Annotated in this window: 20 protein-coding genes; 4 read left to right on the top strand and 16 right to left on the bottom strand. The window is 74.7% G+C overall.

The window, feature by feature from the left end:
* The first annotated feature begins 210 nt into the window (after window positions 1-210).
* A complete protein-coding gene (locus ACFYUY_RS31530; RefSeq protein ID WP_387905747.1) occupies window positions 211-1,524 on the top strand; it encodes an alpha/beta fold hydrolase in 1,314 nt (437 codons plus the stop codon).
* Window positions 1,525-1,585: 61 nt separating this feature from the next.
* Here ACFYUY_RS31530 and ACFYUY_RS31525 read toward each other — a convergent pair whose 3' ends face one another.
* Window positions 1,586-3,169, bottom strand: a complete 1,584-nt coding sequence (locus ACFYUY_RS31525; RefSeq protein WP_387905745.1) for a DUF4192 domain-containing protein — start codon at window positions 3,167-3,169, stop codon at window positions 1,586-1,588.
* Window positions 3,170-3,397: 228 nt separating this feature from the next.
* Between ACFYUY_RS31525 and ACFYUY_RS31520 the strand changes: the two genes are divergently transcribed.
* Both ACFYUY_RS31520 and ACFYUY_RS31515 read left to right on the top strand, forming a co-directional pair.
* On the top strand, window positions 3,398-5,596 hold the full coding sequence (locus ACFYUY_RS31520) for a RecQ family ATP-dependent DNA helicase (RefSeq protein ID WP_360212290.1): 2,199 nt from the start codon (window positions 3,398-3,400) through the stop codon (window positions 5,594-5,596).
* Window positions 5,597-5,954: 358 nt separating this feature from the next.
* Window positions 5,955-6,671, top strand: a complete 717-nt coding sequence (locus ACFYUY_RS31515; protein ID WP_387905741.1) for a hypothetical protein — start codon at window positions 5,955-5,957, stop codon at window positions 6,669-6,671.
* 251 nt (window positions 6,672-6,922) lie between these two features.
* On the opposite strand, the gene ACFYUY_RS31510 is transcribed toward ACFYUY_RS31515, so the two are convergent.
* From ACFYUY_RS31510 to ACFYUY_RS31500, 3 genes are all read right to left on the bottom strand, one after another.
* On the bottom strand, window positions 6,923-7,582 hold the full coding sequence (locus ACFYUY_RS31510; RefSeq protein WP_387905738.1) for a hypothetical protein: 660 nt from the start codon (window positions 7,580-7,582) through the stop codon (window positions 6,923-6,925).
* 100 nt (window positions 7,583-7,682) lie between these two features.
* Window positions 7,683-8,381 carry a ribonuclease HII gene (locus ACFYUY_RS31505; protein WP_360212294.1) on the bottom strand — a complete coding sequence of 233 codons (699 nt, stop codon included), beginning with the start codon at window positions 8,379-8,381 and terminating at the stop codon, window positions 7,683-7,685.
* Between the two features lie 322 nt (window positions 8,382-8,703).
* Window positions 8,704-9,255, bottom strand: coding sequence for a TetR/AcrR family transcriptional regulator (locus tag ACFYUY_RS31500; protein ID WP_360212296.1), 552 nt, complete (start codon window positions 9,253-9,255; stop codon window positions 8,704-8,706).
* Between the two features lie 386 nt (window positions 9,256-9,641).
* Here ACFYUY_RS31500 and ACFYUY_RS31495 point away from each other — a divergent pair, with 386 nt between their 5' ends.
* The gene (locus ACFYUY_RS31495; RefSeq protein ID WP_387905735.1) at window positions 9,642-11,189 is read left to right on the top strand and encodes an MFS transporter; all 1,548 of its coding nucleotides are present in this window, start codon (window positions 9,642-9,644) and stop codon (window positions 11,187-11,189) included.
* A gap of 127 nt (window positions 11,190-11,316) precedes the next feature.
* On the opposite strand, the gene ACFYUY_RS31490 is transcribed toward ACFYUY_RS31495, so the two are convergent.
* From ACFYUY_RS31490 to ACFYUY_RS31435, 12 genes are all read right to left on the bottom strand, one after another.
* A complete protein-coding gene (locus tag ACFYUY_RS31490) occupies window positions 11,317-12,990 on the bottom strand; it encodes a DUF4153 domain-containing protein (protein ID WP_387905732.1) in 1,674 nt (557 codons plus the stop codon).
* Between the two features lie 164 nt (window positions 12,991-13,154).
* On the bottom strand, window positions 13,155-14,096 hold the full coding sequence (locus tag ACFYUY_RS31485; protein WP_360212300.1) for a carbohydrate ABC transporter permease: 942 nt from the start codon (window positions 14,094-14,096) through the stop codon (window positions 13,155-13,157).
* Window positions 14,093-15,115: a sugar ABC transporter permease gene (locus ACFYUY_RS31480; protein WP_360212302.1), complete on the bottom strand. Its 1,023-nt coding sequence runs from the start codon at window positions 15,113-15,115 to the stop codon at window positions 14,093-14,095. The genes ACFYUY_RS31485 and ACFYUY_RS31480 overlap by 4 nt, the downstream gene beginning before the upstream one ends.
* A gap of 231 nt (window positions 15,116-15,346) precedes the next feature.
* Window positions 15,347-16,735, bottom strand: coding sequence for an ABC transporter substrate-binding protein (locus tag ACFYUY_RS31475; RefSeq protein WP_360212304.1), 1,389 nt, complete (start codon window positions 16,733-16,735; stop codon window positions 15,347-15,349).
* A gap of 269 nt (window positions 16,736-17,004) precedes the next feature.
* The gene (locus ACFYUY_RS31470; RefSeq protein WP_387905730.1) at window positions 17,005-18,219 is read right to left on the bottom strand and encodes a cytochrome P450; all 1,215 of its coding nucleotides are present in this window, start codon (window positions 18,217-18,219) and stop codon (window positions 17,005-17,007) included.
* A 42-nt stretch (window positions 18,220-18,261) separates the two neighbouring features.
* On the bottom strand, window positions 18,262-19,506 hold the full coding sequence (locus ACFYUY_RS31465; RefSeq protein WP_360212308.1) for a cytochrome P450: 1,245 nt from the start codon (window positions 19,504-19,506) through the stop codon (window positions 18,262-18,264).
* Entirely contained in the window at window positions 19,503-20,351 is an 849-nt protein-coding gene (locus tag ACFYUY_RS31460) for an ATP/GTP-binding protein (protein WP_387905727.1), read from the bottom strand. The genes ACFYUY_RS31465 and ACFYUY_RS31460 overlap by 4 nt, the downstream gene beginning before the upstream one ends.
* On the bottom strand, window positions 20,332-20,700 hold the full coding sequence (locus ACFYUY_RS31455) for a DUF742 domain-containing protein (protein ID WP_360212310.1): 369 nt from the start codon (window positions 20,698-20,700) through the stop codon (window positions 20,332-20,334). The genes ACFYUY_RS31460 and ACFYUY_RS31455 overlap by 20 nt, the downstream gene beginning before the upstream one ends.
* Entirely contained in the window at window positions 20,697-21,146 is a 450-nt protein-coding gene (locus ACFYUY_RS31450; protein WP_360212312.1) for a roadblock/LC7 domain-containing protein, read from the bottom strand. Before ACFYUY_RS31450 ends, ACFYUY_RS31455 begins: the two co-directional genes overlap by 4 nt.
* A complete protein-coding gene (locus ACFYUY_RS31445) occupies window positions 21,146-23,011 on the bottom strand; it encodes an ATP-binding protein (RefSeq protein WP_387905724.1) in 1,866 nt (621 codons plus the stop codon). The genes ACFYUY_RS31450 and ACFYUY_RS31445 overlap by 1 nt, the downstream gene beginning before the upstream one ends.
* Window positions 23,012-23,270: 259 nt before the next feature.
* Window positions 23,271-23,837, bottom strand: a complete 567-nt coding sequence (locus ACFYUY_RS31440; RefSeq protein WP_387905722.1) for a Clp protease N-terminal domain-containing protein — start codon at window positions 23,835-23,837, stop codon at window positions 23,271-23,273.
* A gap of 3 nt (window positions 23,838-23,840) precedes the next feature.
* Window positions 23,841-24,077 (bottom strand): RNA polymerase subunit sigma-70, encoded by a 237-nt coding sequence (locus tag ACFYUY_RS31435; protein WP_360212316.1) that lies wholly within the window; start codon window positions 24,075-24,077, stop codon window positions 23,841-23,843.
* Window positions 24,078-24,159 lie beyond the last annotated feature (82 nt).

Genomic DNA, 24,159 nt, shown 5'->3' with positions numbered 1-24,159 from the left:
CGCCACCGGGCGGCGGACGCCGCGCTCCGGCCCGTGGACCACGCCGGAGCCGGCTCCGGTGCGGTGCCGTACTCCTGGTCGAGTGGACGGCCGCCGTCGAACCGGCGCCCGACCGCGGCCAGGATACGGTGCGGAGGTCGCGGTGCCCGCACCCGGTGACCCCGTGAGCCGCGACCCCATCGCTGTGACCAGCAGAGACCGAGGAGTTGCATGTCCACCGTCAGCCGGCTGCCCGGGATTGTCACGACCGACCACGTCTTCCAGGTCCCGCTCGACCACGCCGCCCCGCAGGGCGAACAGATCGAGGTCTACGCCCGCGAGGTGGTCGCCGCCGGCCGCGAGCAGGCCGACCTGCCCTGGCTGCTCTTCCTCCAGGGCGGCCCCGGCGGCAAGGCCAACCGCCCGCTGGGCCGGGACGCCTGGCTGGACCGCGCCCTCGACGACTACCGGGTGCTGCTGCTCGACCAGCGCGGCACCGGGCGGTCCACCCCCGCGAACCGGCAGACCCTCGCCCGGCGCGGCGGCCCCCGGGCGCAGGCCGACTACCTGGCGCACTTCCGCGCGGACTCGATCGTGCGGGACGCCGAGCTGATCCGGCACCGGCTGCTCGGCGCGGAGCGGCGCTGGAGCCTGCTCGGCCAGAGCTTCGGCGGCTTCTGCACCCTCACCTACCTCTCCCTCGCCCCCGAGGGTCTGACCGAAGCCTTCATCACCGGCGGTCTGGCCGGACTCGGCAGTTCGGCGGACGACGTCTACCGCGCCGCCTACCCCCGGGTCGTCCGGAAGAACGAGGACCACTACGCACGGTTCCCGCAGGATGTCGAGGCGGTGCGGCGGATCGCGGCGCACCTCGCGGCCGCCCCGGCGCCGCTTCCCGACGGCGGCCGGCTGACCGTCGAGGCCTTCCAGGCCCTCGGGATGATGCTGGGCGGCGGCAGCGGCTCGGGCGCCCTCCACCACCTGCTGGAGGAGGCCTGGGTGGACGGAGTGGACGGCCCGGAGCTCTCCGACACCTTCCTGGCCGGTGTCCAGGCCAAGGCGTCCTTCGCCGAGGGCCCGCTGTACGCCGTGCTGCACGAGTCGATCTACGGCCAGCGCTCGGTGGACACCGGCGGCACCGCCTGGGCCGCCGAGCGGGTCCGCAAGGAGTTCCCGCAGTTCGACGCCCGGGCCGCGCTGGACTCCGACGCCCCGGTGCTGTTCACCGGGGAGATGATCTACCCCTGGATGTTCGACACCGATCCGGCGCTGCGCCCGCTGAAGGAGACCGCGGACCTGCTCGCCGCCCGCGCGGACTGGCCGGACCTGTACGACCCGGCGCGGCTGGCCGCCAACACGGTGCCCGTCGTGGCGGCGGTCTACCACGACGACATGTACGTGGACACCGCCGACTCGCTGGAGACCGCCCGCGCGGTGCGCGGCCTGCGGACCTGGGTCACCAACGAATGGGAGCACGACGGCCTGCGGGTGAGCGGCGGGAAGGTCCTCGACCGGCTGATCAAGATGGCGCACGGCGAGGCGTAGCGGCCCCCGGCCGAGCCGGGCGGCCCGGCTGCGGGCCGCCCGCGGCGGCCCGCAGCCGAGGTCACTGCGCACGCCTGACCCCCCTCGCCGCCCTCCGCACGCCCCGGCACCGGTGGCGCCCGCCGGCGTGCGGCGCGGCCGCCGACCCGCCCGCCGACGCCCGGCCGAGCCGCAGGCCCCGGGAGGACCTCTCCCGGAGTCCGCCCGGGGCGCGCCCGGGCACCGGGAGCAGGGCGAGCGCCCCCGGGCCCGCCTGCTCCGGCGCCGCCCCGGAGGGGCCCGGGTCGGGAGCGGACGGACCTGCGGCGCCGCGCCCGCCCTCCGTCGACGCGACCCGGGCGGCCCGACCGGCCCGGGCCGCCTTCCGCCTGGCGCCGCGGCGACCGCGCCCGGCACCCGAGGGACCGGGCCCGCCGCCCGGGCCCGTGGCGGCCGGCGGCTCCCCGTCGAGGTCCGGATCCCGGGCGGGTGTCGGCGCCGGCGCGGGGGTCCGCGCGGGCTCGCCGACCGGCGCCGGGGCGGGCCCGCCCGCCTCGCGCCGCCGGCGCTGCGCCTCGACGGCCGCGAGCAGGCCGTCGGGCGCCATGCCGTCGTTCAGGGACTCGTACAGCAGCTCCGCCAGTAGGTAGGAGGGGTCGAGCCGGAGGACGTGGCCGAGCACCACGCGGGCCGTCGCGGTGTCCCCCGCGACCCAGGAGGCCCAGGCCAGCAGAGTCAGCGGGGCCACCGCGCAGCCCTCGTAGGGCGGCACCGCGCGCCGGGCCAGGAAGCGCCAGAGCCGCTCGGCGGGCGCCAGCTCGGCGGGGCGGCTGTACTCCACACCGCGGTCCCTGGTGCGCCGGTCGCGCAGGGCGACCAGCAGCCGGGCCGCCCGCTCCTCGTCGACCTCGCGGGCGCCGGCCGCGAACTCGGCGAAGACCTGGTCGAGCAGCTCGCCGCCCCGCTCCCGGGACGCGGCAGCGGCCGGACCCCGGCTCTCACCGGCCGCGGCGGCCCCCGCGCCGGCCCGGGCGAGCGCCGCCCGCTGGGCCTCCGCGGCCGGCGGCCCGACCGGCGCCAGCCCGCCGATAATCGCCTTGCGGCTGCCGCGCGGGGCGAGTCCGGCGAAGGCCGCGGCGGCGGCCGCCGCGCCCGGGCCGGGCACCCGGTGGACCGGGTTGCCCGCCGGATCGCAGCAGCCCTCGCGGCGGCAGAGGAAGGACCACCAGCGGCCGTCGGAGACGCAGAGCGACTCCTTGACCGCCACTCCCCTGCGCGCGAAGGCCGCGCGCAGGGCGTCCGCCAACGGACGCAGGCCCTCCACGGCCGGCGGGGCGTGCGCGGCGGTGGAGTCCCGGCAGAGGTAGAGGAGCACCTGGTGCGGGCGGTCCCCGTGGCGCTCGGAGAGGGCGAGCAGGAGTGCGGCCGTCTCGTCCGCGGCCGCCGGCCAGTGCTCGGGCGAATCCGGCACGTCCGCCCGGATCACGCCGCCCTGGCGCAGGCCGGGGCCCTGGAGGCCGACCGCCACGATGCTGTCGTCGGGGTAGAACCCCAGGAGGTAGGGGAGCAGCTCGGCCATGTCGGCCGGGCCGCGCAGGGTGACCGGCCGGTGGCCGGAGGCCGGGCCGAGGGACAGGACGACGGGGTCGTTGTTCATGGCGTTCATGACCGGAAGGGTCGCGCAATCCGGAAGACCCGTCGGATCTTTCTCATTTCCTGTGGATAACTCCGCCCTCTTTTTTCGCTTCACTCATTCGGCGCTCATCGCGGCCACTCCTGCGGGTGAAAGTCAGCGCCCGTTCAGCGGAAGAGCGGATGAAATACATCCCGGCTCCACCACCTCCGCCACCCCGGCATTCGCCCCTTGTCGGCGGCTCGGGGTTACATGGACGCCATGCAGCAGCCCGAGAACCACACCACCGCCACCGCCGACGACCGCGCCGAGGTCCGGGCGCGGGCCGAGGCCGTCCTGCGCGAGCTCGCCGGGCCCGGGGCCGCCCTGCGCGAGGACCAGTGGACGGCCATCGAGGCCCTCGTGGTCGACCACCGGCGCGCCCTCGTCGTGCAGCGCACCGGCTGGGGGAAGTCCGCGGTCTACTTCATCGCCACCGCCCTGCTCAGGGCCCGCGGCGCGGGGCCCACCGTGATCGTCTCCCCGCTGCTCGCCCTGATGCGCAACCAGGTCGACTCGGCGGCCCGGGCCGGCATCCACGCCCGGACGATCAACTCCGCCAACACCGACGAGTGGGACGAGGTCCAGGCCGAGGTCTCCGCCGGGAAGGTCGACGTCCTGCTGGTCAGCCCCGAGCGGCTGAACAACCCCGACTTCCGCGACCAGGTGCTGCCCAAGCTCGCCGCCTCCACCGGGCTGCTGGTGGTCGACGAGGCCCACTGCATCTCGGACTGGGGCCACGACTTCCGCCCCGACTACCGCCGGCTGCGCACGATGCTCGCCGAGCTCCCGCCCGGCGTCCCCGTGCTGGCCACCACCGCCACCGCCAACGCCCGGGTCACCGCGGACGTCGCCGAGCAGCTCGGCACCGGCGGCACCGACGAGCGCGCCCTGGTGCTGCGCGGTCCGCTCGACCGGGAGAGCCTGACCCTCGGCGTCCTGGCCCTGCCCGACCCCGCGCACCGGCTGGCCTGGCTGGCCGACCACCTCGACCGGCTGCCCGGCTCGGGCATCGTCTACACCCTGACGGTGGCCGCGGCCGAGGAGGTCACGGCCTTCCTGCGCGAGCGGGGCTTCCCGGTGGCCTCGTACTCCGGCCGCACCGAGGACGCCGAGCGCCGCACCGCCGAGGCCGACCTGCTGGCCAACCGGGTCAAGGCGCTGGTCGCCACCTCCGCGCTGGGCATGGGCTTCGACAAGCCCGACCTCGGCTTCGTGGTGCACCTCGGCTCGCCCAGCTCGCCGATCGCCTACTACCAGCAGGTCGGCCGGGCCGGGCGCGGCGTCGACCGGGCCGAGGTGCTGCTGCTGCCCGGCCGCGAGGACGAGGCGATCTGGCGCTACTTCGCCTCGCTGGCCTTCCCGCCCGAGGAGCAGGTCCGCCGCACCATCGACGCGCTGGCCGGAGCCGGCCGGCCGCTCTCCACCGCCGCCCTGGAGCCCCGGGTGGACCTGCGCCGCACCCGGCTGGAGACCATGCTCAAGGTGCTCGACGTGGACGGCGCCGTCCGCCGGGTCAAGGGCGGCTGGACGGCCACCGGCCAGAGCTGGGCGTACGACACCGACCGGTACGCCAAGGTCGCCGCCTCCCGCGAGGCCGAGCAGCGGGCGATGCGCGAGTACGCGTCGACCACCGGCTGCCGGATGGAGTTCCTGCGCCGCCAGCTCGACGACGACCAGGCCCGGCCCTGCGGCCGGTGCGACAACTGCGCGGGGCCGCTGCACACCCCGGAGGTCTCGGCCGCGGCGCTGGAGGCGGCCCGGGCCGCGCTCGGCCGCCCGGGCGTCAGCTTCGAGCCGCGCCGGCTCTGGCCGACCGGGATGGACGCGGTGGGCGTGCCGCTGAAGGGCCGGATCCCGGCGGGCGAGCAGGCGGAGAACGGGCGGGCGCTCGGTCGGCTCTCCGACATCGGCTGGGGCACCCGGCTGCGCACCCTGCTCGCCGAGCAGGCCCCGGACGCGCCGGTGCCCGGCGAGGCGGTGGACGCCCTGGTGGCGGTGCTGGCGGACTGGGCCCGCGGCCCGGGCGGCTGGGCGGGGCCCGCGACGGCGGAGGGCACCCGGCTGGAACGGCCGGTGGGCGTGGTGACGATGGCCTCGTCCACCAGGCCCCGCCTGGTGGACAGCCTCGGCGCGCGCATCGCCGAGATCGGGCGGATGCCGTTGCTGGGCCGGATCGAGTACGCCGACGGCCGGCCGCCGCACGGCGCCCGCAGCAACAGCGCCCAGCGGCTGCACTCGCTGGCCGGCGCGCTGGTGCTGCCGCCGGAGGTCGCCCAGGCGGTGGCCGCGGCCGGCGGGCCGGTGCTGCTGGTGGACGACCTGGTCGACTCGGGGTGGACGGTCACGGTCGCCGCCCGGCTGCTGCGCCGGGCCGGGGCGAGCGCGGTGCTGCCCCTGGTGCTGGCCGTGCAGGGGTGACACCAGCGGTCGCCCACCGACACGCCCTCACTCGAATGGCCTAACGAAGGGAGAAAGTCGGAGCCTCACGGACCCGCCGGACGGCGTGATCGGAAAAAGGAGTGGTCACCGCACGGACGGCGGTCCACCGGGCGCTCACGCGACGCCCGGATCATGGTCCGGCGCCGCCTGAGCGAGGCTCGGGCCGCCCTGGAACATATCCGGCAGAACATGGGCTTTCGGGTGGCGTTCATCATTTCATCGTTGCCGCTCCGGCCCCACTACCGCGAGAATTGGCGCGTACCCGAAATCCGGTCCGCTGGACCCGGCCTTCGTCGTACCCAGGCGCCCGCATGCCCGTGGGTCAGGAAGGAGGATCGTGATCAACGGTATCGGCCGAGGTCAGCATCCCCTCGCCCGGAGTTCGTCGCCCAGACGGCTCCTGGACCTGGAGACCTGGAGCGCCTCGGGGATCCCGTTGCTGCGCGACCCGCGCGACTTCGTCCTGGAACTGCACCAGCGCCACCTGCCGCAACCGGGCACGGTCGTGGTCGCCGTCCTCGACGCGTTGCACCACCTGGCCGCCTCGGCCTCGTTCGCGCCCTGGCCGCACGACACCGACGGCTGGCAGCACCGCAACGCCCTGCTCACCCAGCTGCGCCAGATCACCCCGCACGACCTGCGGCTGGCCCGGCCGGCCCGCACGGCCGTACTGCTGCGCTGCCGCGAGGGCGCACCCGGCTGGACGGAGCAGGACGGCGCCTGGATGTGGGCGCTCCGCGACGCGTCCGCGCTGCACGGGCTGCGCTGCGGCTCCTACGTCGGCCTCACCCCGGCGGGTTGGCAGGTCCTCGGGGACGGCCGCAGCGGGCGCGATCCGCACGCGGGTTCATGGGCCGACGGGCCGGTGCACACCGTGACGGAGCTGCCCCCGCGCTCGGCCCTGGAGACGCCGCGCGCCCAGCGCGCCCGGCACCAGGCGCCCGAGCGGGCCCAGCGGAGCGACCGGTCGCAGCACTCCCGCCAGTCCGAGCACCCGTGGACCCCGGCGCGGGTCACCGCCGTCGAACCGGCCCGCCGCACCGGCACCCGCTGACCTCCCGACACCGCTCGCGCCGCCCCGGGCCGGCCGCCCGCGACTCCGGCGCGGCCGACGGCGCCCCACCCGACAGGACGACCGCGGCACGGCAGAGCCGACGGGGCGACGACGGGAGGGGGCGGTCCGCCACGGGCTCGGCCGGTCCGGGCGACGACGCCCGGTACGACGGTCCCGGAAGACGGACCCCGGGTACGACGGACCCCGGGTCCGGTGCCGTGCGGCACCGGACCCGGGGTGGATCGGTCGGTTCAGGCTCTGCCCGGGCGTCCGGCCGCGGCGGCCGGACCGGCCTCCCCGCAGACCACGAGCAGGGCGGTCGCGCGGCCGAGGGCCGCGGTGTAGGCCTCGGCGGCCCGGGCGGCCGGGCCGCCGTTGGCGACCAGGACGACCACCTCGCGGCTCACCGGCCGGGCCAGCCCGGCGTCGGCGTAGAACACGTCACCGCCCTCGGCGAGTTGCGCCCAGTAGCGCTCCTCTCCGAAGGAGAGCTCGTGCTGCTGCCAGGGGTGCGCCTCGCCGAGCGTCAGCACCAGGATCTGGCCCGGGTCGCGGCCGGCGTCCAGCAGCCGGTCGACGGCCTCGTCCGCGCGGTCCAGCGCCTGGGCCGGGGCCGCGGCGACCCGCTGGACCTCGACCTGCGGCACGGCCTCGGCGGGACGGCGCGGCGCCGGCCCAGGCTTGGGGATGAGCCGCGGCGGACCGGGGCGGTCGGAGCGCGAGGGTGCCGCGCGCGGCGGTGCCGGACGGGGGCCGGGCACCGGCACGGCGGCGACGGTGGTGGGTGCGGTGGCGGTGGCGCCGCTGCTGGCGGGCGTGTGGAGGGCTTGTGCGTCCGACTCGCGGGGGAAGGGAACGCCGGGGCCCGGGAGGCTCTCGTGAATCTCCGGCTCCTCGGGGAAGACAGGCATACCCGGATATCTATCAAATGCCGGTCGAACGCGCACGGGCGCCCCACCCATCGGGCACCACGGAGTCGGCACCCCCACCCGGGGCAATTCCGACGGACCGTCAGAAACCGAGCGTCAACTGTTCGTCGGCGGAGTCTTCGCGCGCACCCGGAACCTCCCGGACGCGCTTCAGGTGACGCCACTTCGGCAGCCCGTCCAGGTACGCCCAGGAGAGCCGGTGCTGCTCGGTGGGGCCGTGCTCCTCCAGGGCCGCCCGGTGCACCGGGGACGGGTAGCCGGCGTTGTCCGCGAAGCCGTACTCGGGGTGCGCCTCGCCGAGTTCGGCCATCAGGCCGTCGCGGTGGACCTTGGCGAGCACCGAGGCGGCGGAGACGCAGATGCAGGACTGGTCGCCCTTGATCACGGTGCGCACCCGCCAGGGGCCGCCCAGGTAGTCGTGCTTGCCGTCCAGGATCACCGCGTCGGGCTCGACCGGCAGGGCCTCCAGGGCCCGGACGGCGGCCAGCCGCAGCGCCGCCGTCATGCCGAGCTCGTCGCACTCCTGCGGCGAGGCGTGGCCGAGCGCGTACGCGGTGACCCAGTCGGCCAGGACCGGGGCCAGCGCGCGGCGGCGCAGCTCGGTGAGCAGCTTGGAGTCGGTCAGCCCCTCCGGGGCCCTGCGCAGACCGGTGACGGCGGCCCCCACGGTGACCGGGCCGGCCCAGGCGCCGCGCCCGACCTCGTCCAGGCCGACGACGATCCTGGCGCCGGCGCGGCGGAGCGAGCGCTCGACGGAGTGCGTCGGCGGGACGATGGGCATCGGGGGCTTCCGTTCGGCGGGAGGAGGGGTGGACGGGCTCGCCGGGCCGGACCCGACGAACGGACCCGCCGGGAGAGCGGACCCGCGGGGAGAGCGGGCCGCCGGGAGAGCGGACCCGCCGCGAACGACTCGTCCGCCCTGGCGACATCCAGCCTAAGCCCGCCGCAGGACCCACCGGCCCGCTGCTCCCGCTGCTCCCGCCGCTCCCACCACCCCCGCCGCCTGCCGGTCCCGCCCGGCCCGCCGGTCGCGCCGCTACACCCGCCGCTCCCGCCCGTCCCGCCGCTACTCCCGCTACTCCCGCTACCCCCGCCGTCCCCGCTCAGACCCGGATGATCGGCAGCAGCACGTCGTCCACCAGCCGGGCCACGTACTCCGGCCCGAGGTTGCGCCGACCGCAGATCTTCACCTGGTAGAGCAGCATCGCCGGGACGACGTCCGCGACGACCGGGGTGGCCGCGCCGGGCCGGACGTCACCGCGTTCGGCGCCCCGGCGCAGGATCGCCAGGATGGTCTCCGTGGTCGGCTCGATCACCCGCCGGGTGATGAACTCCTTGAACACCTCGGCCCGTTCATGGTCGATCTCGCCCATCAGCACCTGGATGGCGGCGCCCGGCCGCGAGCCCATCGCCCCGGTGAACCCCTCGATGAGCTGGAGCAATTCACGATGGGCGGACCCGAGGTCCGGGGTGTCGTAGGGGCGTGGCAGAGTGGCGTCCAGGGCGTCGATGACCAGCTCGTCCTTGGACGCCCAGCGCCGGTAGAGCGCGGCCTTCCCGGTCCGCGCCGCGCCGGCGACCCCTTCCATCGTCAGCCGCGCGTACCCGCCGGAGGTGAGCTGGTCGAGCGCGGCCTCGAAGATCGCGTTCTCCAACTCCTTCCCCCGCCGCCGGCCCGGCCGCGCGAGGGCCTCGCGGGCGACCTGAACCGGGCAGTGGGGCACGGGTACAGGGGCAGGCTGCGCCGCGGGCCGCGGGGGCGACTCCCCCGCCTCCGGCGCGCGGGAGCCCGCCCTCCCGGTCGCCCGGTCCGCCGTCAGGCGCCGCACAAGCCGCTCCATCGCCACCACCCTTAGAGAACGCTTGCGTTCACAATTGGAACCAGGATATCGTCCAGATTAGTGAACGATCCCGTTCCTTCCTAGCCCGCGCCAGCCCGCACCCAGAACGCGGGACACGCGGGACACGCCGGACCACTCGGTCCGCAGCGGACGCAGCACCCAGCACACAGCCAGGCACATAGCCAGCAGGGGGCAAACACGTGGCTATCTCCGACACACTCAGCAAGACCTCACCACCGCAGAGCGGGAAGGGCCGGGGCAAGGGCATCACCCTGACCGTCATCGCGGCCACCCAGCTGATGGTGGTGCTCGACGCCACCATCGTGAACATCGCGCTGCCGCAGATCCGGGACGCGCTGAACTTCTCCACCACCAACCTGTCGTGGGTCATCAACGCCTACACGCTGACCTTCGGCGGGCTGCTGCTGCTCGGCGGGCGCGCCGGCGACATCCTCGGCCGCCGCCGGGTGTTCATCTTCGGCACCCTGCTGTTCGGCTTCGCCTCCCTGCTCGGCGGCTTCGCCCAGGACGGCGGCATGCTGCTCGCGGCCCGCGCGCTCCAGGGCATCGGCGGCGCGATCTGTTCACCGACGGCCTTCGCACTGATCGCCACCAACTTCGAGGAGGGGCCGGAACGCAACAAGGCGTTCGGCGTGTTCTCGGCGGTGGCCGGCTCGGGCGCCGCGATCGGCCTGCTGGCCGGCGGTCTGCTCACCGAGTACCTGGACTGGCGCTGGGTCTTCTTCGTCAACGTGCCGATCGCGGCCCTGATCGCGCTCGCCGCACCCCGCTACATCGCCGAGTCCGAGCGCACCGCGGGCCGCTTCGACCTGCCGGGCGCGCTGACCTCGACGCTGGGCCTGGTCGGTCTGGTCTACGGGTTCATCCGGGCCGCCTCGGACGGCTGGTCGGACAGCGTCACGCTCGGCTCGTTCGCCGCCGGCGCCCTGCTGCTGGCCGCGTTCCTGGTGATCGAGCGGCGCACCGACCAGCCGATCACCCCGCTGCACCTGTTCGCCGACCGCAACCGCACCGGCGGCCTGGTGATGATGCTCTGCCTGGCCGCGGCCATGTTCGGCATCTTCTTCTACATCACGCTCTTCGTGCAGGGCCCGCTCGGCTACAGCCCGCTGAAGGCCGGCGTCTCCTTCCTCCCGATCAGCGTGGCGATCATCATCGCGGCGCAGCTCGCCTCCTCCCTCCAGGCCAAGTACGGCCCGAAGCCGTTCATGGCGGGCGGCGCGCTGCTGGTCACCGTCGGCCTCACCTGGCTCACCCAGATGAGCAAGGACAGCGGCTACGTCGACGGGGTGCTCGGCCCCACGGTGATCTTCGGCTTCGGCATGGGCCTGATCTTCGTCCCGGTGATGCTGCTCTCGGTCGCGGGTGTGGCCGGGGAGGAGACCGGCGCCGCGTCCGGTCTGCTCAACTCGATGCAGCAGATCGGTGGTTCGCTCGGCCTGTCGATCCTGACCACGGTCTTCGCGCACTACGCCACCGCCGAGGGCAAGGCCCAGGCGCCCGGCTTCATGTCGTCGGCCACTCCGGACCAGCTGGCCTACTTCCAGCAGCACCACGAGTTCCCGAAGGGCACCGAGGCCGCCAACTCCGTCCTCGCCCAGGGCATCTCGCACGGGTTCATCGTGGGCGCCGTGCTCGCCGGGCTGGCGCTGATCGTCGCGGTCTTCGTGATCAAGGCCAAGGCCAGCGACCTGCCCAGCCAGACCGCCGGCGTCGCGATGCACTGAGCCCCGCCGCACCGCACCGCGGGCCACCACCCGCCGCGGCACACCGCCACCGGGCCGGCCGGGAGCACCACGCTCCCGGCCGGCCCGGCCGTTTCCCCCACCCTCACCGGCGGTGCGGGCCCCGGCGTCAGTACCAGATGTCCTCGAACGGCATCCCGGCCTGCTCGCAGGCACTACGCCCGCCCGTCGGCCGCTCCACCGCGGGCCGCTGCGCCAGGATCTCCCGGGCCCGGGCGGCCGAGGCGCCGGCGGCGTACCAGGGCTTCGGGTGGTCCGCGAGGTCCGCCGCGATCACCTGCAGCGCGCAGGTCCGCTGGGCGCCGGGCAGCCGGTCCAGCGCGGGCACCGCGTCGGCCGAGAGGTCGCGGACGTTGCGCAGGTCGATCCGCGCGGTCTGCGGGTCGGCGGCGAGCGCCCGCTCGTACCGGGAGACGTTCTGCTCCGCGATGATCGCGTCCGGGCCGGCCAGCCCGTAGGCCGCGACCGACAGCATGCCGCTGAGGAGCACGGCGCGCGGCAGCCAGCCGGCCCCGCGGGTCAGGCCCGCGGTGATCAGCAGCAGGAAGACGACGCCGAGCCAGCCCTCCACCACCAGGACCCAGAGCCGCAGCCTGGTCAGCCCGGAGGCGTCGACGTAGAACCACATCCGGCCGAGCGCCGAGGCGACCACGACCAGGGCGAGCAGGCAGAGCGCGCCGAGCAGGATCCGCGCCACCCGCCGGTCGGCCGGGGTGGCGCGCGGCGCCCAGCGCTTGGCGACCGCCACCACGGCCAGGGTCAGCACGGTGATCGCGCTGAGCTGCCAGAAGCCCTGCCGGGCGTACTCGGAGCGACTCATCCCGGTGTTGCGCAGGACGGCGTCCGCACCGCCGAGCACGACCACGGCCTGGATCACCGCGAAGACGCCGAACATCAGGTTGAGCGCGACCAGCGGCAGGGCCCACTCCAGCCGGCCCCGGGCCCGGCCGGGCCGGACGACCGTGCGGTCCCAGCGTCGCGGGCCAGCCGCGATGTGGGCGAACCCGAGCGCGGTGAGCGCCCCGAGCACGAACAGCACGAAGCGCAGCGGCACCCGGTCGAGGTCGAGGCTGGGGCTGAGCCCGGAGAGCAGGTCCGCCATGGCGGCGTCGGCGCCCGCGAACAGCACGCCGAAGACGGTGAGCAGGACGGCGGCGACCGCGAGCGCCTTGAACACCGGCACGATCCGGCCGCGGCCGGGCAGGCTCCGGCCGCGCAGGCCGTCGACGAGCCAGAGCACCCCCGGCGGCAGCTGCCAGAGGATCGCGGGCAGCGGGAGCAGGACGCCCGGCCAGCGGCGGCCGCCGTGCAGCGCGAGCGAGGCCAGTCCGAGCGCGCACACGACGGCCAGCGTCACGGGCCAGCCCGCCTCCCAGAGCGCCGGGACGACGAGCAGGGCGGCGGCGAGCAGGCTCCACACGACCGTCCAGGGCCGGATGCGGCGGCCCGCCGCACGGGCGGCCAGACCCGCCGCGGCGGCGGTGCCGGCAGCGCAGACCAGCAGGTTGGCGCCGAGGCCGTCGTTCAGCAGCCAGGACGTCAGCAGCCCGGTGAGCAGCGCGAGGAGGAGGACGCGGGGCGTGGCGGCCGCCTTGCGCCCGGGGTCGCTCGGGCGCAGCCAGAGGGAGGAGGACGGGACGGGTGCGCCAGCCCCCCAGTGCGGGCCGGGCACGGAGGCGCCGACCGGGCCGGACGCCGGACCGAACGGCTGGTCGGGCTCGGACGCGGGCGTGGACGCGGACGGCCGGTCGGGCTCGGACGCGGGCGTGGACGGACCGGACATGAGTCCCCCTCAGTGGTCGGTGGGCATGCGGAAGCCGCCCCGGGGGCAGCCCGCCGGCGGCGCTCCCGGCACCGCGGATGCAGCCGACTGTAGACCATTCTGAACAAGTTCAAAAATCACTTCTGAACGCGTTCAGAACCCCCTGACCACCCGTCCGCCCCCGGCTACCCCTTGACCGATCCGGCCAGCAGCCCCCGGACGAAGTAGCGCTGCAGGCTGAAGAAGACGATCAGCGGCACGATGATCGACAGGAACGCCCCGGCCGTCAGCAGCTCCCAGCGCCCGCCGAAGGACCCGGACAGCTGCGCCAGCCGGACCGTCATCGGCGCCACCTCCGGCGTGCCGCCGGCGAAGGTGAGCGCGACCAGCAGGTCGTTCCAGACCCAGAGGAACTGGAAGATCGCGAACGAGGCCAGCGCCGGGGTGCAGAGCGGCAGCACGATCGACCGGAAGATCTTGAAGTGCGAGGCGCCGTCCACCACCGCCGCCTCCATCAGGTCGCGCGGCAGCTGGGCGATGAAGTTGTGCAGCAGGAACACCGCGAGCGGCAGCGCGAACATGGTGTGCGCCAGCCAGACCGGCGCGTAGCTGCCCTTCAGGTCCACCGCCGGGACCAGCGTCAGCGAGCCGAGGTGCGCGCCCCCGGAGAACAGCCGCAGCAGCGGGATCAGCGCCATCTGGATCGGAACCACCTGGAGCGCGAACACGGCGAAGAACACCGTGTCGCTCCCCCGGAACCTCACCCAGGCCAGCCCGTAGGCCGCCATCGCGGCCAGCACCAGCGGGAAGAGCGTGGCCGGGACACTGATCGCCAGCGAGTTGACCAGGAAGGGCATCAGTCCGGTCGAGACGCCGAAGCCGCCCTCGAACAGCACCGTGTGGTAGTTGTCGAGCCCGAGGTCCGGGTGGAGCAGGGCGTTCCACCAGCCGTTCGCGGTGACGTCCTGCTTGGGGCGCAGCGAGGTCACCAGCAGGCCCAGGGTCGGGATCGTCCACAGGACGGTCACCGCGATCACGAAGACCGAGGCCAACGGGCTGCTGAAGGCCTTCCGGACCGGGCTGCCGTGCGGGGCGCGCACGCGCTTGTCGGTGATGCGTCCGCTCATCGGACCCGACGCTCCTTCCGCAGCTGGACGATGTTGTAGGCCACCAGGGGCAGCACTGCGAGGAAGAGGATCACCGCCAGGGCGCCGCCCCGGCCGGTGTTGAACTGCACGAAGGACTGCGAGTACATCTCGTTGGCCAGCACCTGGGTGCCGAAGTTGCCGCCGGTCATGGTGCGGACGATGTCGAAGGCCTTCAGGGTGATGATCATGATGGTGGTCAGCACCACCACCAGCGTGGTGCGGATCATCGGCACGGTGACGTACCAGAACAGCCGCACCCCGCCCGCACCGTCCAGCCGGGCCGCCTCGGTCACCTCGTGCGGGATCGCCTTGATCGCCGCCGACAGCACCACCATCGCGAAGCCCGTCTGCACCCAGACCATCACCGCCATCAGCAGGAAGGTGTTCAGCGGCTGCGAGAGCATCCAGTTCGGCGGATCGTCCCAGCCCGCGGCGATCGCCAGCTGGCTGAGCAGGCCGATCTGCGGCTGCCCCGCGCCGCGCGACTCGTAGACGAACTTGAAGATGATCGAGGCGCCGACCAGCGAGATCGCCATCGGCATGAAGATCAGCGACTTGTACACCGCCTGGCCGCGCATCCGGTCCACCAGCAGCGCCAGCACCAGCCCCAGCCCGGTCGCCACCAGCGGGGCGACCACCAGCCACAGCAGCGTGGTGACCAGCACCTTCTGCACCGAGTCGGTGCTGAGCGCCCACCCGAAGTTCTCCCCGCCGACGAACCGGGTGCCGTCGTCGTTCTGCAGGCTCAGGTAGACGGTCCGGACCAGCGGCACCACCAGGCCCACCGACAGCAGCACCACGGCCGGGCCGAGGAAGACCGCCACCGCCAGCGGGCGGGAGAGCCGGCCCCGGGCCCGGCCGGCCGCGAGGAACACCAGCAGCAGGATGCCGAGGAAGCCCGCCACGGCGCCGAGGCTGTTGCCGAACTTGACCGCCGCGTCGCCCCACGCGCCGGAGGCGAGCGCGGCGGACGGTGACGGGGTTGCGGGTACGGACATGGCTGTGCGTCCCTCCTGGTGCTCGGGGAAGGGGGCGGGCGGTGCGGGTGGGTGGCCCCGCACCGCCCTCGACAGGTGGTCCTGGTGGCGCCCGGTCGGGCCGGCGCCGGTGCGGCCGCCGCCCGCCGGTGCGCCGGCGGTGCTGTGGCGGGACGCCGGTGTGGACGCCGGTGTGGACGCCGGTGCGGGACGCTGGTGCGGCGGCCACCACCGGCCTCCGCACCCCGGCGGCTACTGCGGCCAGGCGGCGTCGATGTCGGCCGCGGTCTTCTGGATCGACTGCCCCTCCGCGAACCAGGCCGTCAGCGACTTCCACTCCTGCCCCGCGCCGACGGCGGCCGGCATCAGGTCGGAGCCGTCGAAGCGGAAGGTCGCCGCCGGGTCGGTGAGCGCGTCCGCCGACAGCCGGTCGACCGGATCGGTGTAGAGGCTCTTGTCCACGCCCTGGTTGGCCGAGACCCAGCCGGTCGCGGTCCGCACCCGGCTGCTCGCCCACTCCGAGCTGGACAGGTAGTTCTGCACCGCCTGCACCTCGGGCCGGTTCGCGAACGCGGCCAGGAACTCGCCACCGCCCTCGACCGGGTTGGGGACGGCCGGGTTCACCGCCGGCAGCTGGAAGGCGAAGACGTCGCCGTCCGGGCCGACCTTGGTGTCCTTGGGCCACTGCGCCTTGTAGAACGAGGCCTGCTGGAGCATCGCGCACTTGCCGCTGAGGATCGGCGCGCCCGCGTCCTGGAAGGTCGTGGTGGCGATCGACTTGACGTCGCCGTAGCCGCCGTTGACCCAGGCCGGGTTCTGCATCCAGTCGGCCACGGTCCGCATCGCCGTGGTGATCTTCTCGTCGGAGAACTTCACCTTGTGGCCCACCCACTGGTCGTAGACGTCACCGCCGTACGTGCCCAGCACCACCTCCTCCAGCCAGTCGGTGGCCGGCCAGCCGGTCGCAGTGCCGGAGGCGATGCCGCCGCACCACGGCTTGGTGGCGCCGGCCTTGGCGATCCGGTCGCTGAGCGCCATCAGGTCCGCCCAGGTCTTCGGCACCTCGTACCCGGCCGCCCGGAAGGCCTTCGGCGAGTACCAGACCAGCGACTTCATGTTGGCGCTCATCGGCGCCGCGTAGAACGTGCCGTTGACCGAGCCGTAGGTCTTCCACACCGGGCTCCAGCGGTCCTCGTTGCTGACCGTCTGCGCGGGCGGCTTCACCACCTTGCCGCTCTTCACCATCTGCGCCAGCAGGCCGGGCTGCGGGACGATCGCGAAGTCCGGGGTGTTGCCGCCGGCCACCCGGACCGGCAGCTGGGACTCGAAGTCGTTCGAGCCCTCGTAGCTGATCTTGATGCCGGTGCATCTGCTGAACTCGGCCCAGGACTTCTCCAGGTTGTCCGACTCCGGGCTCAGGATCGAGGCGAACATCGTCACCGTGGTGCCCGAATGCCCCGCGTACGGCTGGTACTTGGCACAGTCGCCGGTCAGCGACGGGGCGGCTCCGTCACCGCCGCCACCCGAACCGCCGGAGCTGTTGGAGCAGGCCGCGGTCAGGGCCAGGGCCGCCAGCAGGGCGGGCACGGCGACCAGGCGGCGGCGTGAACTCGTGGACGGCGCGGTCGGGTTGAGGGTCAATGCGGTCCTCCTCGCCAGGGCGTGCTGCCGGGCTGTGGGCTGAACGACATTGCGCTGTACCGGAGATGGTTCCGCCGAGATCTCGGACGAGCGTCCGAGCAATCGATTCGACGACGTTAACGCAGCCACCGGCCCCCGCCAAGGTCCACGCCCGACCTTCACCCGGTCGTGACCACGACACGCCCGGCGGCACCCCCGGCGCACCAGCACCCCCGGGAACACCCGCGGCCCCGCCCGGGGACCCGGACGGGGCCGCTCGCGGCGCGCCGTCAGTACAGCCGGACCGGCAGCTCCAGCAGGCTGTTCACCACCAGCGACGGACTCGGCCGCAGCTGCTCGTCCGGGACCGCCAGCGACAGCCCGGGGAACCGCTCGAACAGCGCCGGCAGCGCCACCCCGGCCTCCAACCGGGCCAGCGGCGAACCCGGGCAGACGTGCGGGCCGTGGCCGAAGGACAGGTGGCGGATCGGGTCCCGGGTGACGTCGAACAGCTCCGCCGTGACCCCGTGCTGCGACGGGTCCCGGCCGATCGCGTTGTACGACACCAGCACCGGCTCGCCGGCCGGGATCACCACGTCGCCGACCGCGATGTCCTCCGCCGCGAAGCGGAACAGGAAGTTGCTGGTCGGCGGCGTCCAGCGGAGCGACTCCTCCACCACCGCGTCCCAGGACACCCGGCCCGAACGCACCAGCTCCAACTGGTCCGGGTGCGTCAGCAGGGCCCGCACCGCGTTGCCGATCAGGTTCACCGTGGTCTCGTGGCCGGCCGCGATGATCACCCGCAGGGTGGCCGCCGCCTCCGCGTCGGTCAGCGCCCCGCCCTCGGTGTCCGCCGCCAGCAGCACGCTCGCCAGATCGTCCCCGGGCACCGAACGGCGCTGCGCCACCAGGTCGTTCACGAAGGCGTTCAGCCCCGCGATGGTCGCCTGGATGCCCCCCGGGTCCGGCTTGATGCCGAAGAACCGCTCGTACAGGTCGCGCAGCACGGCGTGGTCCGACTCCGGAACGCCCAGCAGCGAGCAGATCACCGTCATCGGCAACGGGAAGGCGAACGCCGACTTGAGGTCCACCAGCGGCTCCCCCGCCGCCAGGGCGTCCAGCAGCGCGCCGGTGATCCGCTCGACCCGCGGGCGCATCAGCTCCACCCGGCGCGGGGTGAAGGCCTGCGCCACCAGCGCCCGCAGCCGCCGGTGCGCGGCGCCGTCCGTGGTCACCATGCTCGGACCCGGCACCGCCAGGCCGATCAGCGGCCAGGTCTTCGGGACCTCCCCGCGCTGGAAGGCCGCCCAGTGCGCGGCGTCCTTCACCAGCCGGGCGTCGGTCAGCAGGTCGCGGGCCTCGGCGTGCCGGGTCACCGCCCAGGCGGAGACCCCGCCGGGCAGCACCACCGGCGCCACCGGGCCGGCGGACCGCAACAGGGCGCCCTCGGTGGCGGAGTCACGGGCCAGCGGATCGAGGGCTATCGGGGCCGGGGCAGCGGTCATCGACGGGGATCTCCTTGACTGGGGCGGGACGTGGGGATGCGATCAGGCCGGATGGCCGGGGGTGAACGAGACCGGCAGCGCCACCAGCCCGCGCACCCAGGCCGACGGCCGCCACACCAGAGCGTGCTCGGCCACCGCCAGCCGGAGGTCCGGCAGCCGGTCCAGCAGCACCTCGATCGCCGTGGTGGCGATCACCTCGGCCGCCTCCTGCGCCGGGAACGGGCAGCCGTGCTCACCGTACGAGTAGCTCATGTGCGCGCGGTTGCCCTCGGCCGGGCGGCCGTCCGCCTGACGCACCGACGGGTCCGCGTTCGCCCCGGCGAAGCCCAGCAGGACCATGTCCCCCGCGGCGATCCGCTGACCTCCCAACTGGGTGTCCCGGACCGCCCAGCGGCCCGCGAAGATCTGCGTCGGGGTGTCCTCCCAGAGCGCCTCGTTCAGCGCCTGGCTGATGCTGCGCCGGCCGCCCGCCAGTGAGGCGGCGAACCGCTCGTCGGTGAGCATCAGCCGCAGCGCGTTGGAGATCCAGTACGACGAGGGCTGGTGACCGGCGATCAGCAGCACCCGCAGGTCGCGCATCACCTCCTCGTGCGTCAGCCCGGCCGGGTGCGCCAGCATCCGCGAGGCCACGTCCCCGCCCGGGTGCTCGGACTTCTCCCGCACCAGGTCCAGCATCAGCTCCAGCAGCCGCTGCGCACCCGCCGGGGCGTCCGGGCCGCCGTCCAGCATGGCCAGCAGCGCCGCGATCAGCTGCGGCGCCTGCTCCTCGTCCAGACCGAGCACCCGGCACAGCACCAGCAGCGGCATCCGGTGCGCGTACTCGGCGACCAGGTCGGCCTCGCCGCGACCGGCGAACCCGTCGATCAGCCGGTCCGCGATCTCCTCGGAGTGCTTGCGCAGCTCGTACGGGTCGACCTCGGCCAGCGCGTCGGTCACCGCCCGGGAGCGGCGCACGTGCTCCTCGCCCTCGGCGTACAGGATCGACGGCACGGGCGCCATCATCGGCTTCAGCGGCCAGTCCTCGGGCAGGGTCTCCCAGGCGTTCCAGCGGCTGGAGTCGCGGCCGAACAGCTGCGGCTGGCCGGTCACCAGCTGCAGCTCGCGGTAGCCGATGACCAGCCAGGCGGGCACGCCGCCGGCCAGCTCGACCGGGGCGACCGGGCCGTGCGCGGTGCGCAGCTCGCGGTACAGCTGGGCCGGGTCGGTCTGGAAGCGCGGCCCGTACAGCGGGGCGGCCCCGGCGTGCGCCGGGCAGCCCGGGGGCGGGGTGGCGGCGGGCTCGGTCACGGGGTGCTCTCCTCGTACTCCGGGGTGACGGGGGCTTCGGGGGCCTCGACGGCTTCGGCGGCTTCGGCGGCTTCCGCGGCGGGGGCCTCGCCGGCTTCGAGGCCGGCCGGGGCGCCGACCGGCACCGGGGGCTCGCCGGCGGCCTCCGCCAGGGCGGTCAGATGGCGGACCAGCGCGATCAGCACCTGCTTGCCGGACTCGCGGTCCCGGGCGTCGCAGTCCACCAACGGCACCTCGGCGGGCAGGTCGAGCGCCTCCCGGACCTGCTCCAGGGAGTGGGTCTGCTCGCCGAAGTTGTTGCGGGCCACGATGAACGGCGTGCCGTGGTGCTCCAGCCGGTCGATCGCGTACCAGGACTCCTCCAGCCGGCGGGTGTCCACCAGGACGACCGCGCCCAGCGCGCCGCTGAAGAGACGGTCCCAGAGGAACCAGAAACGTTCCTGCCCGGGGGCACCGAACAGGTACAGCACCTGGCTCGCCGACAGGGTGATCCGGCCGAAGTCGAACGCCACCGTGGTGGAGCGCTTGCCCCAGGCCCCGGCCGGGTCGACGCCCTCACCCGCCCTGGTCATGACCTCCTCGGTGTTCAGCGGACGGATCTCACTGACCGAACCCACCAGGGTCGTCTTGCCCACCCCGAACCCGCCGACCACGACGATCTTCAGCGCGTTGTCGGCCGTCGCCCGCAACGGGGTGCGACCGGCGCCGGGGGCCGGGTCCGTGCCCGCGGGGGCCGGGTCGGTGCCGGGGGCCGGGTCGGGGGCCGTGGGGGCCGTGGGGGCCGTGGGGGCCGTGGGGGCCGGGTCGGTGCCGGGGAGCACCGGGTCAGAGCCGTTGGAGGCCATGCAGCACCTGCTTCAACGTGTCGAGATCGGGCAGCCGGGCCTTGGTCGGCGCGAACCGGGGGTGGCGGGCGGTGACCGCCCCGGACTCCAGCAGGTCGCCGAGCAGGATCTTCACCACCGAGATCGGCAGCGCCAGCTCCGCGGCCACCTCCACCAGGGCCGTCGGGGCCTCGCACATCCGCAGGATCCGGGCGTGCTCCGACTGCATCCCCGGCGCCGGCACCCGCTCGGCGACGATCAGGGTGACCAGGTCGAAGGCGTTCTCCGGAGCACGGCTGCGCCCCCGGGTGATCGTGTAGAGGCGGTCCGGATCGTCGTCACGACCCGGCAGGACCGGCCCGGCGTTCATGCCCCGGCGCTCTCTTGCGGCACGGCGCCCACTTCCTCCGGCTCCGCCCCGTCACGGGCCGGGGCACTCAGGTGGACGCCGATCTGCTCGATCAGGCCGTGCATGTTGTGGCCGACCACGCCGACGTCCGCGTCGTCGTCCGTGACCACCGCGAGGTGCGCGCCCTCGCCCGCCGCCACGATGCACAGGATGCCGCCGTGGAACTCGGTCATCGACTGCCGGACGCCGCCGCTGCCGTCACCGAACTCGATCGAGGCGCCGTGCGCCAGGCTCTGCAGACCGGAGGAGATCGCGGCCAGCTGGTCGGCCTGGTCGGTGCTCAGCCCGTCGGTGTGGCAGAGCTTGAGACCGTCGGCGGAGAGCACCAGGGCGTGCCGGGTGCCGGGGGTCGCCGCCAGCAGGTTTTCCAACAGCCAGTCGAGGTCACGGTCAGTGGCGCTGCTCATCAGGAGTCCTTCTCGGTGACGGGGGAAGCGTCGGGCGTGGTGTCGGTGTCGGTGTCGGTGTCGGTGTCGGGGGCCGTGGGTGCCGGGGCCGCGGAGAGCTGGTCGGCGGCCTGCCGGGCGGCCTTGCGGAAGGCGCCGAACCTGGCCGCGGCGGTCGCCGCGTCGGCCGGCACGGGCTTCACCGCGGGCGCCGGGGCCACGGCGCTCCGGGCGGAGGCCCGGGTGGGGGTCGTCGCGGCGGCGGGGGTGGTCGTGGTGAGGGTCTGGCCGCGGCGGCGCTGCGGCAGACCGCTCTCGGTCAGGCGGGCCGGGGCGGCCGGCGCCGGGGCGCCCTGGGCGGGCACGGCGGGCACGGCCCCGACCGGCACCGCGACGGCAGGCACCGCGACGGCAGGCACGGGGACGGCCGGTACGGGCACGCCCACCGGGGCCGACGGCCCGGCCGGCACCGGCGGCAGCGGTGCGGGCGCCGGGCGCGCCGGGGTCAGCGCGGGGCGCACCTGCTCCCCGGCGGGCGGGCGGACCGCCACGGGCGCCGGCTCGGACGCCGGAGCCGGGTGCGAGACCAGCTGCTGCGGGATCAGCATCACCACCCCCGTACCGCCGCGCGCCGACGGCCGGAAGGAGATCTGCAGGCCGTGCTTGCGCGCCAGCGAGCCGACCACCGCGAGCCCCAGCCGGGTCCCGGCGGACAGCGTGGCCAGATCCAGGGGCTCGGCGGAGACGGCCCGTTCGGCCCGGCGCAGCCAGCTGTCGCTCAGCCCCAACCCGCTGTCCTCGACGGTCACCGCCAGACCGGCCGGCACCTCCTCGACGTACACGTGCACCTCCGCCGGCGGGGCGGAGAAGTTGGTGGCGTTGTCCAGCAGCTCGGCCAGCGCGTGCATCACGCCCTCGGCCGCGAACCCGGCCACCGCGGCCGAGCTGGCGTTGTGCAGCCGCACCCGCTGGTACGCGCCGATCCGGCCGAGCGCACCGCGCAGCACCGACTCCACCGCGATCGGCTTGGCCCAGCGCCGGCCCGAGCGGGCGCCGGTGAGCACCGCGATGCTGTCGGCCATCCGACCCGCCTGGGCGGTCGAGTGGTCCAGCCGCAGCAGGTCCCCGAGGACCTCCTCGTCGTGCCGGTGCTGCATCTCGCGCAGCTCGGCATGCATGCTCGTGGCCAGCGCCTGGACCCGGCCGGCAGCCGTCGCGCAGACCGCGAGCGCGGCGGCGCGCAGCCGCTCGCCCCGGCCGACCTCCTCGGCGACGGCGCGCAGCAGCGCGTGCTGGGGGTGGCCCCGGTGGGCGGCCAGCGCGCTGTCCACGGACGCGCCGCCGCGCAGCCGCTCCACCACGTCCGGCAGCACGCCCCCGGTCAACCGCTCCAGCTCGACGCGCTCCGCCTCGACCTTGTCCCGCTCAGCCTCGAAGCCGGCCCGCTCGGCCGCGATCTCCTCCCGCAGCCGGGTCAGTTCCCCGTGGACGGCGGTGACCTCGTCCTCGGCCCTGACCCGCTCGGCCCGGGCTGCGTCCCGTTCGGCACCGGCCGCTCCGGCCCGGTCCAGGGCCGCCACCTCGGCCTGTCGGGCGGCACCGGCGGCGACCAGCGCCGCCATCGTCTCCTCGTGCTGCGCGGCGAGCTCCTCGGCCAGTCGGCGGGAGCGTTCGGCACCGGCCGAGGCCAGTCCGACCGCGATCAGCCAGAGCACCGTGACCGCGGCCACCGCGAGGGCGGTGAGCGGCTGGTGCGCGCCCAGCGCCCGGGTGACCCCGACCGGTGCGGCGGCGACCGCCAGCAGGACGGCCGCCGCGGTCAGGGCGGCGGTGCGCGGCGCGGGCCGTCGGCTCGGCCGGCCGTCGGGGCTGGTGGCTTCTCTCATCGGTGCGATCCTCGGCAACGTCGGCGGCGGCGCGGGCGGCGGGTCGGCAACGGATACGGCCGCCGACTGCTGGTCGGGCGCATACGAGACCGCCCGGAGACGTCGCGAAACGTCTCCGGGCGGCTGATCGGTTCACGCTTTGGTCCGATCATATCGATTCAGACATTGGCCTCAACCGGCCAGTTGACGGCCAATCTCCTTCATTCACGTCGTACACACCGATTGGCGACGCAACCGACGCACCGTCGAAGCCCGCGCTTCACCCCAGCTCCGCCTCGACCGCCCGGCGCACCGCCCGCGGATCCAGCCCGTGGTCGACGATCACCCTGGCCCCGAAGCCCTCCCCCTCCCGGAGCACCCCGAGCAGCAGGTGCCCCACCGCGATCTGACCGGACTTCAGCCGCAACGACTCGCGCAGCGAGAGCTCCAGCACCTTCCTCGCCCGGGCGCTGAACCGGGCGCGGGCCGGCTTCGACTCCGCCGCCCTGAACCAGCCGCGGCGCCGCGGCCCGTCCCCGGCCGGCACGTCCAGCGCCCCCTCCCCGAACTCCGACTCCACCGCCGCCCGGACGGCGTCCAGATCCACTCCGATCGAGGCCAGCGCCTCGGCGTCGCCGCCCGGCCCGACCAGCCGCACCACCGCCCGCCGCGCCGTCTCGCGGTCCAGGCCCATCCCGATCAGGACGCCCGCCGCGGGGTCGTCCGGCTGCGCCAGGATCGCGAGCAACAGGTGCTCCGTCCCGACGACGGCGTGCCGCAGCTCCCTCGCCTCGCCCTGGGCCAGCAGCACCACCTGCCGCGCCGATTCGGTGAACCGCTCGAACATCTCTCAGCCTCCGTCCTCGCCCTTGCCGGGCCCGCGCCGGGCGTACTTCTTGTGCACCGCCTGCCTGGTCACTCCCAGGCACACCGCGATGTCCTGCCAGGACCAGCCCAGCGACCGGGCATTGCCCACCTGCAACCCCTCCAGCCGGTCCGCCAGATCACGCAGCGCACGGACCGCCCGGAGCCCCACCGCGGGGTCACGACTGCTCGCCGCCGCCGCGAGTTCTCCGCTCTCGCTCATACGTCAACTCTGGTTGACACCGCCGCCCATGTCAACCCCGGTTGACACCACCGCCCCGAAACACCTCCCCCACCCCCCGGGA

It is taken from the genome of Kitasatospora sp. NPDC004745 (genome assembly GCF_042873275.1).
Lineage (GTDB): Bacteria > Actinomycetota > Actinomycetes > Streptomycetales > Streptomycetaceae > Kitasatospora.
The sequence above is the reverse complement of the archived record's forward strand: the minus strand, read 5'-3'. Positions and strand labels throughout refer to the sequence as shown.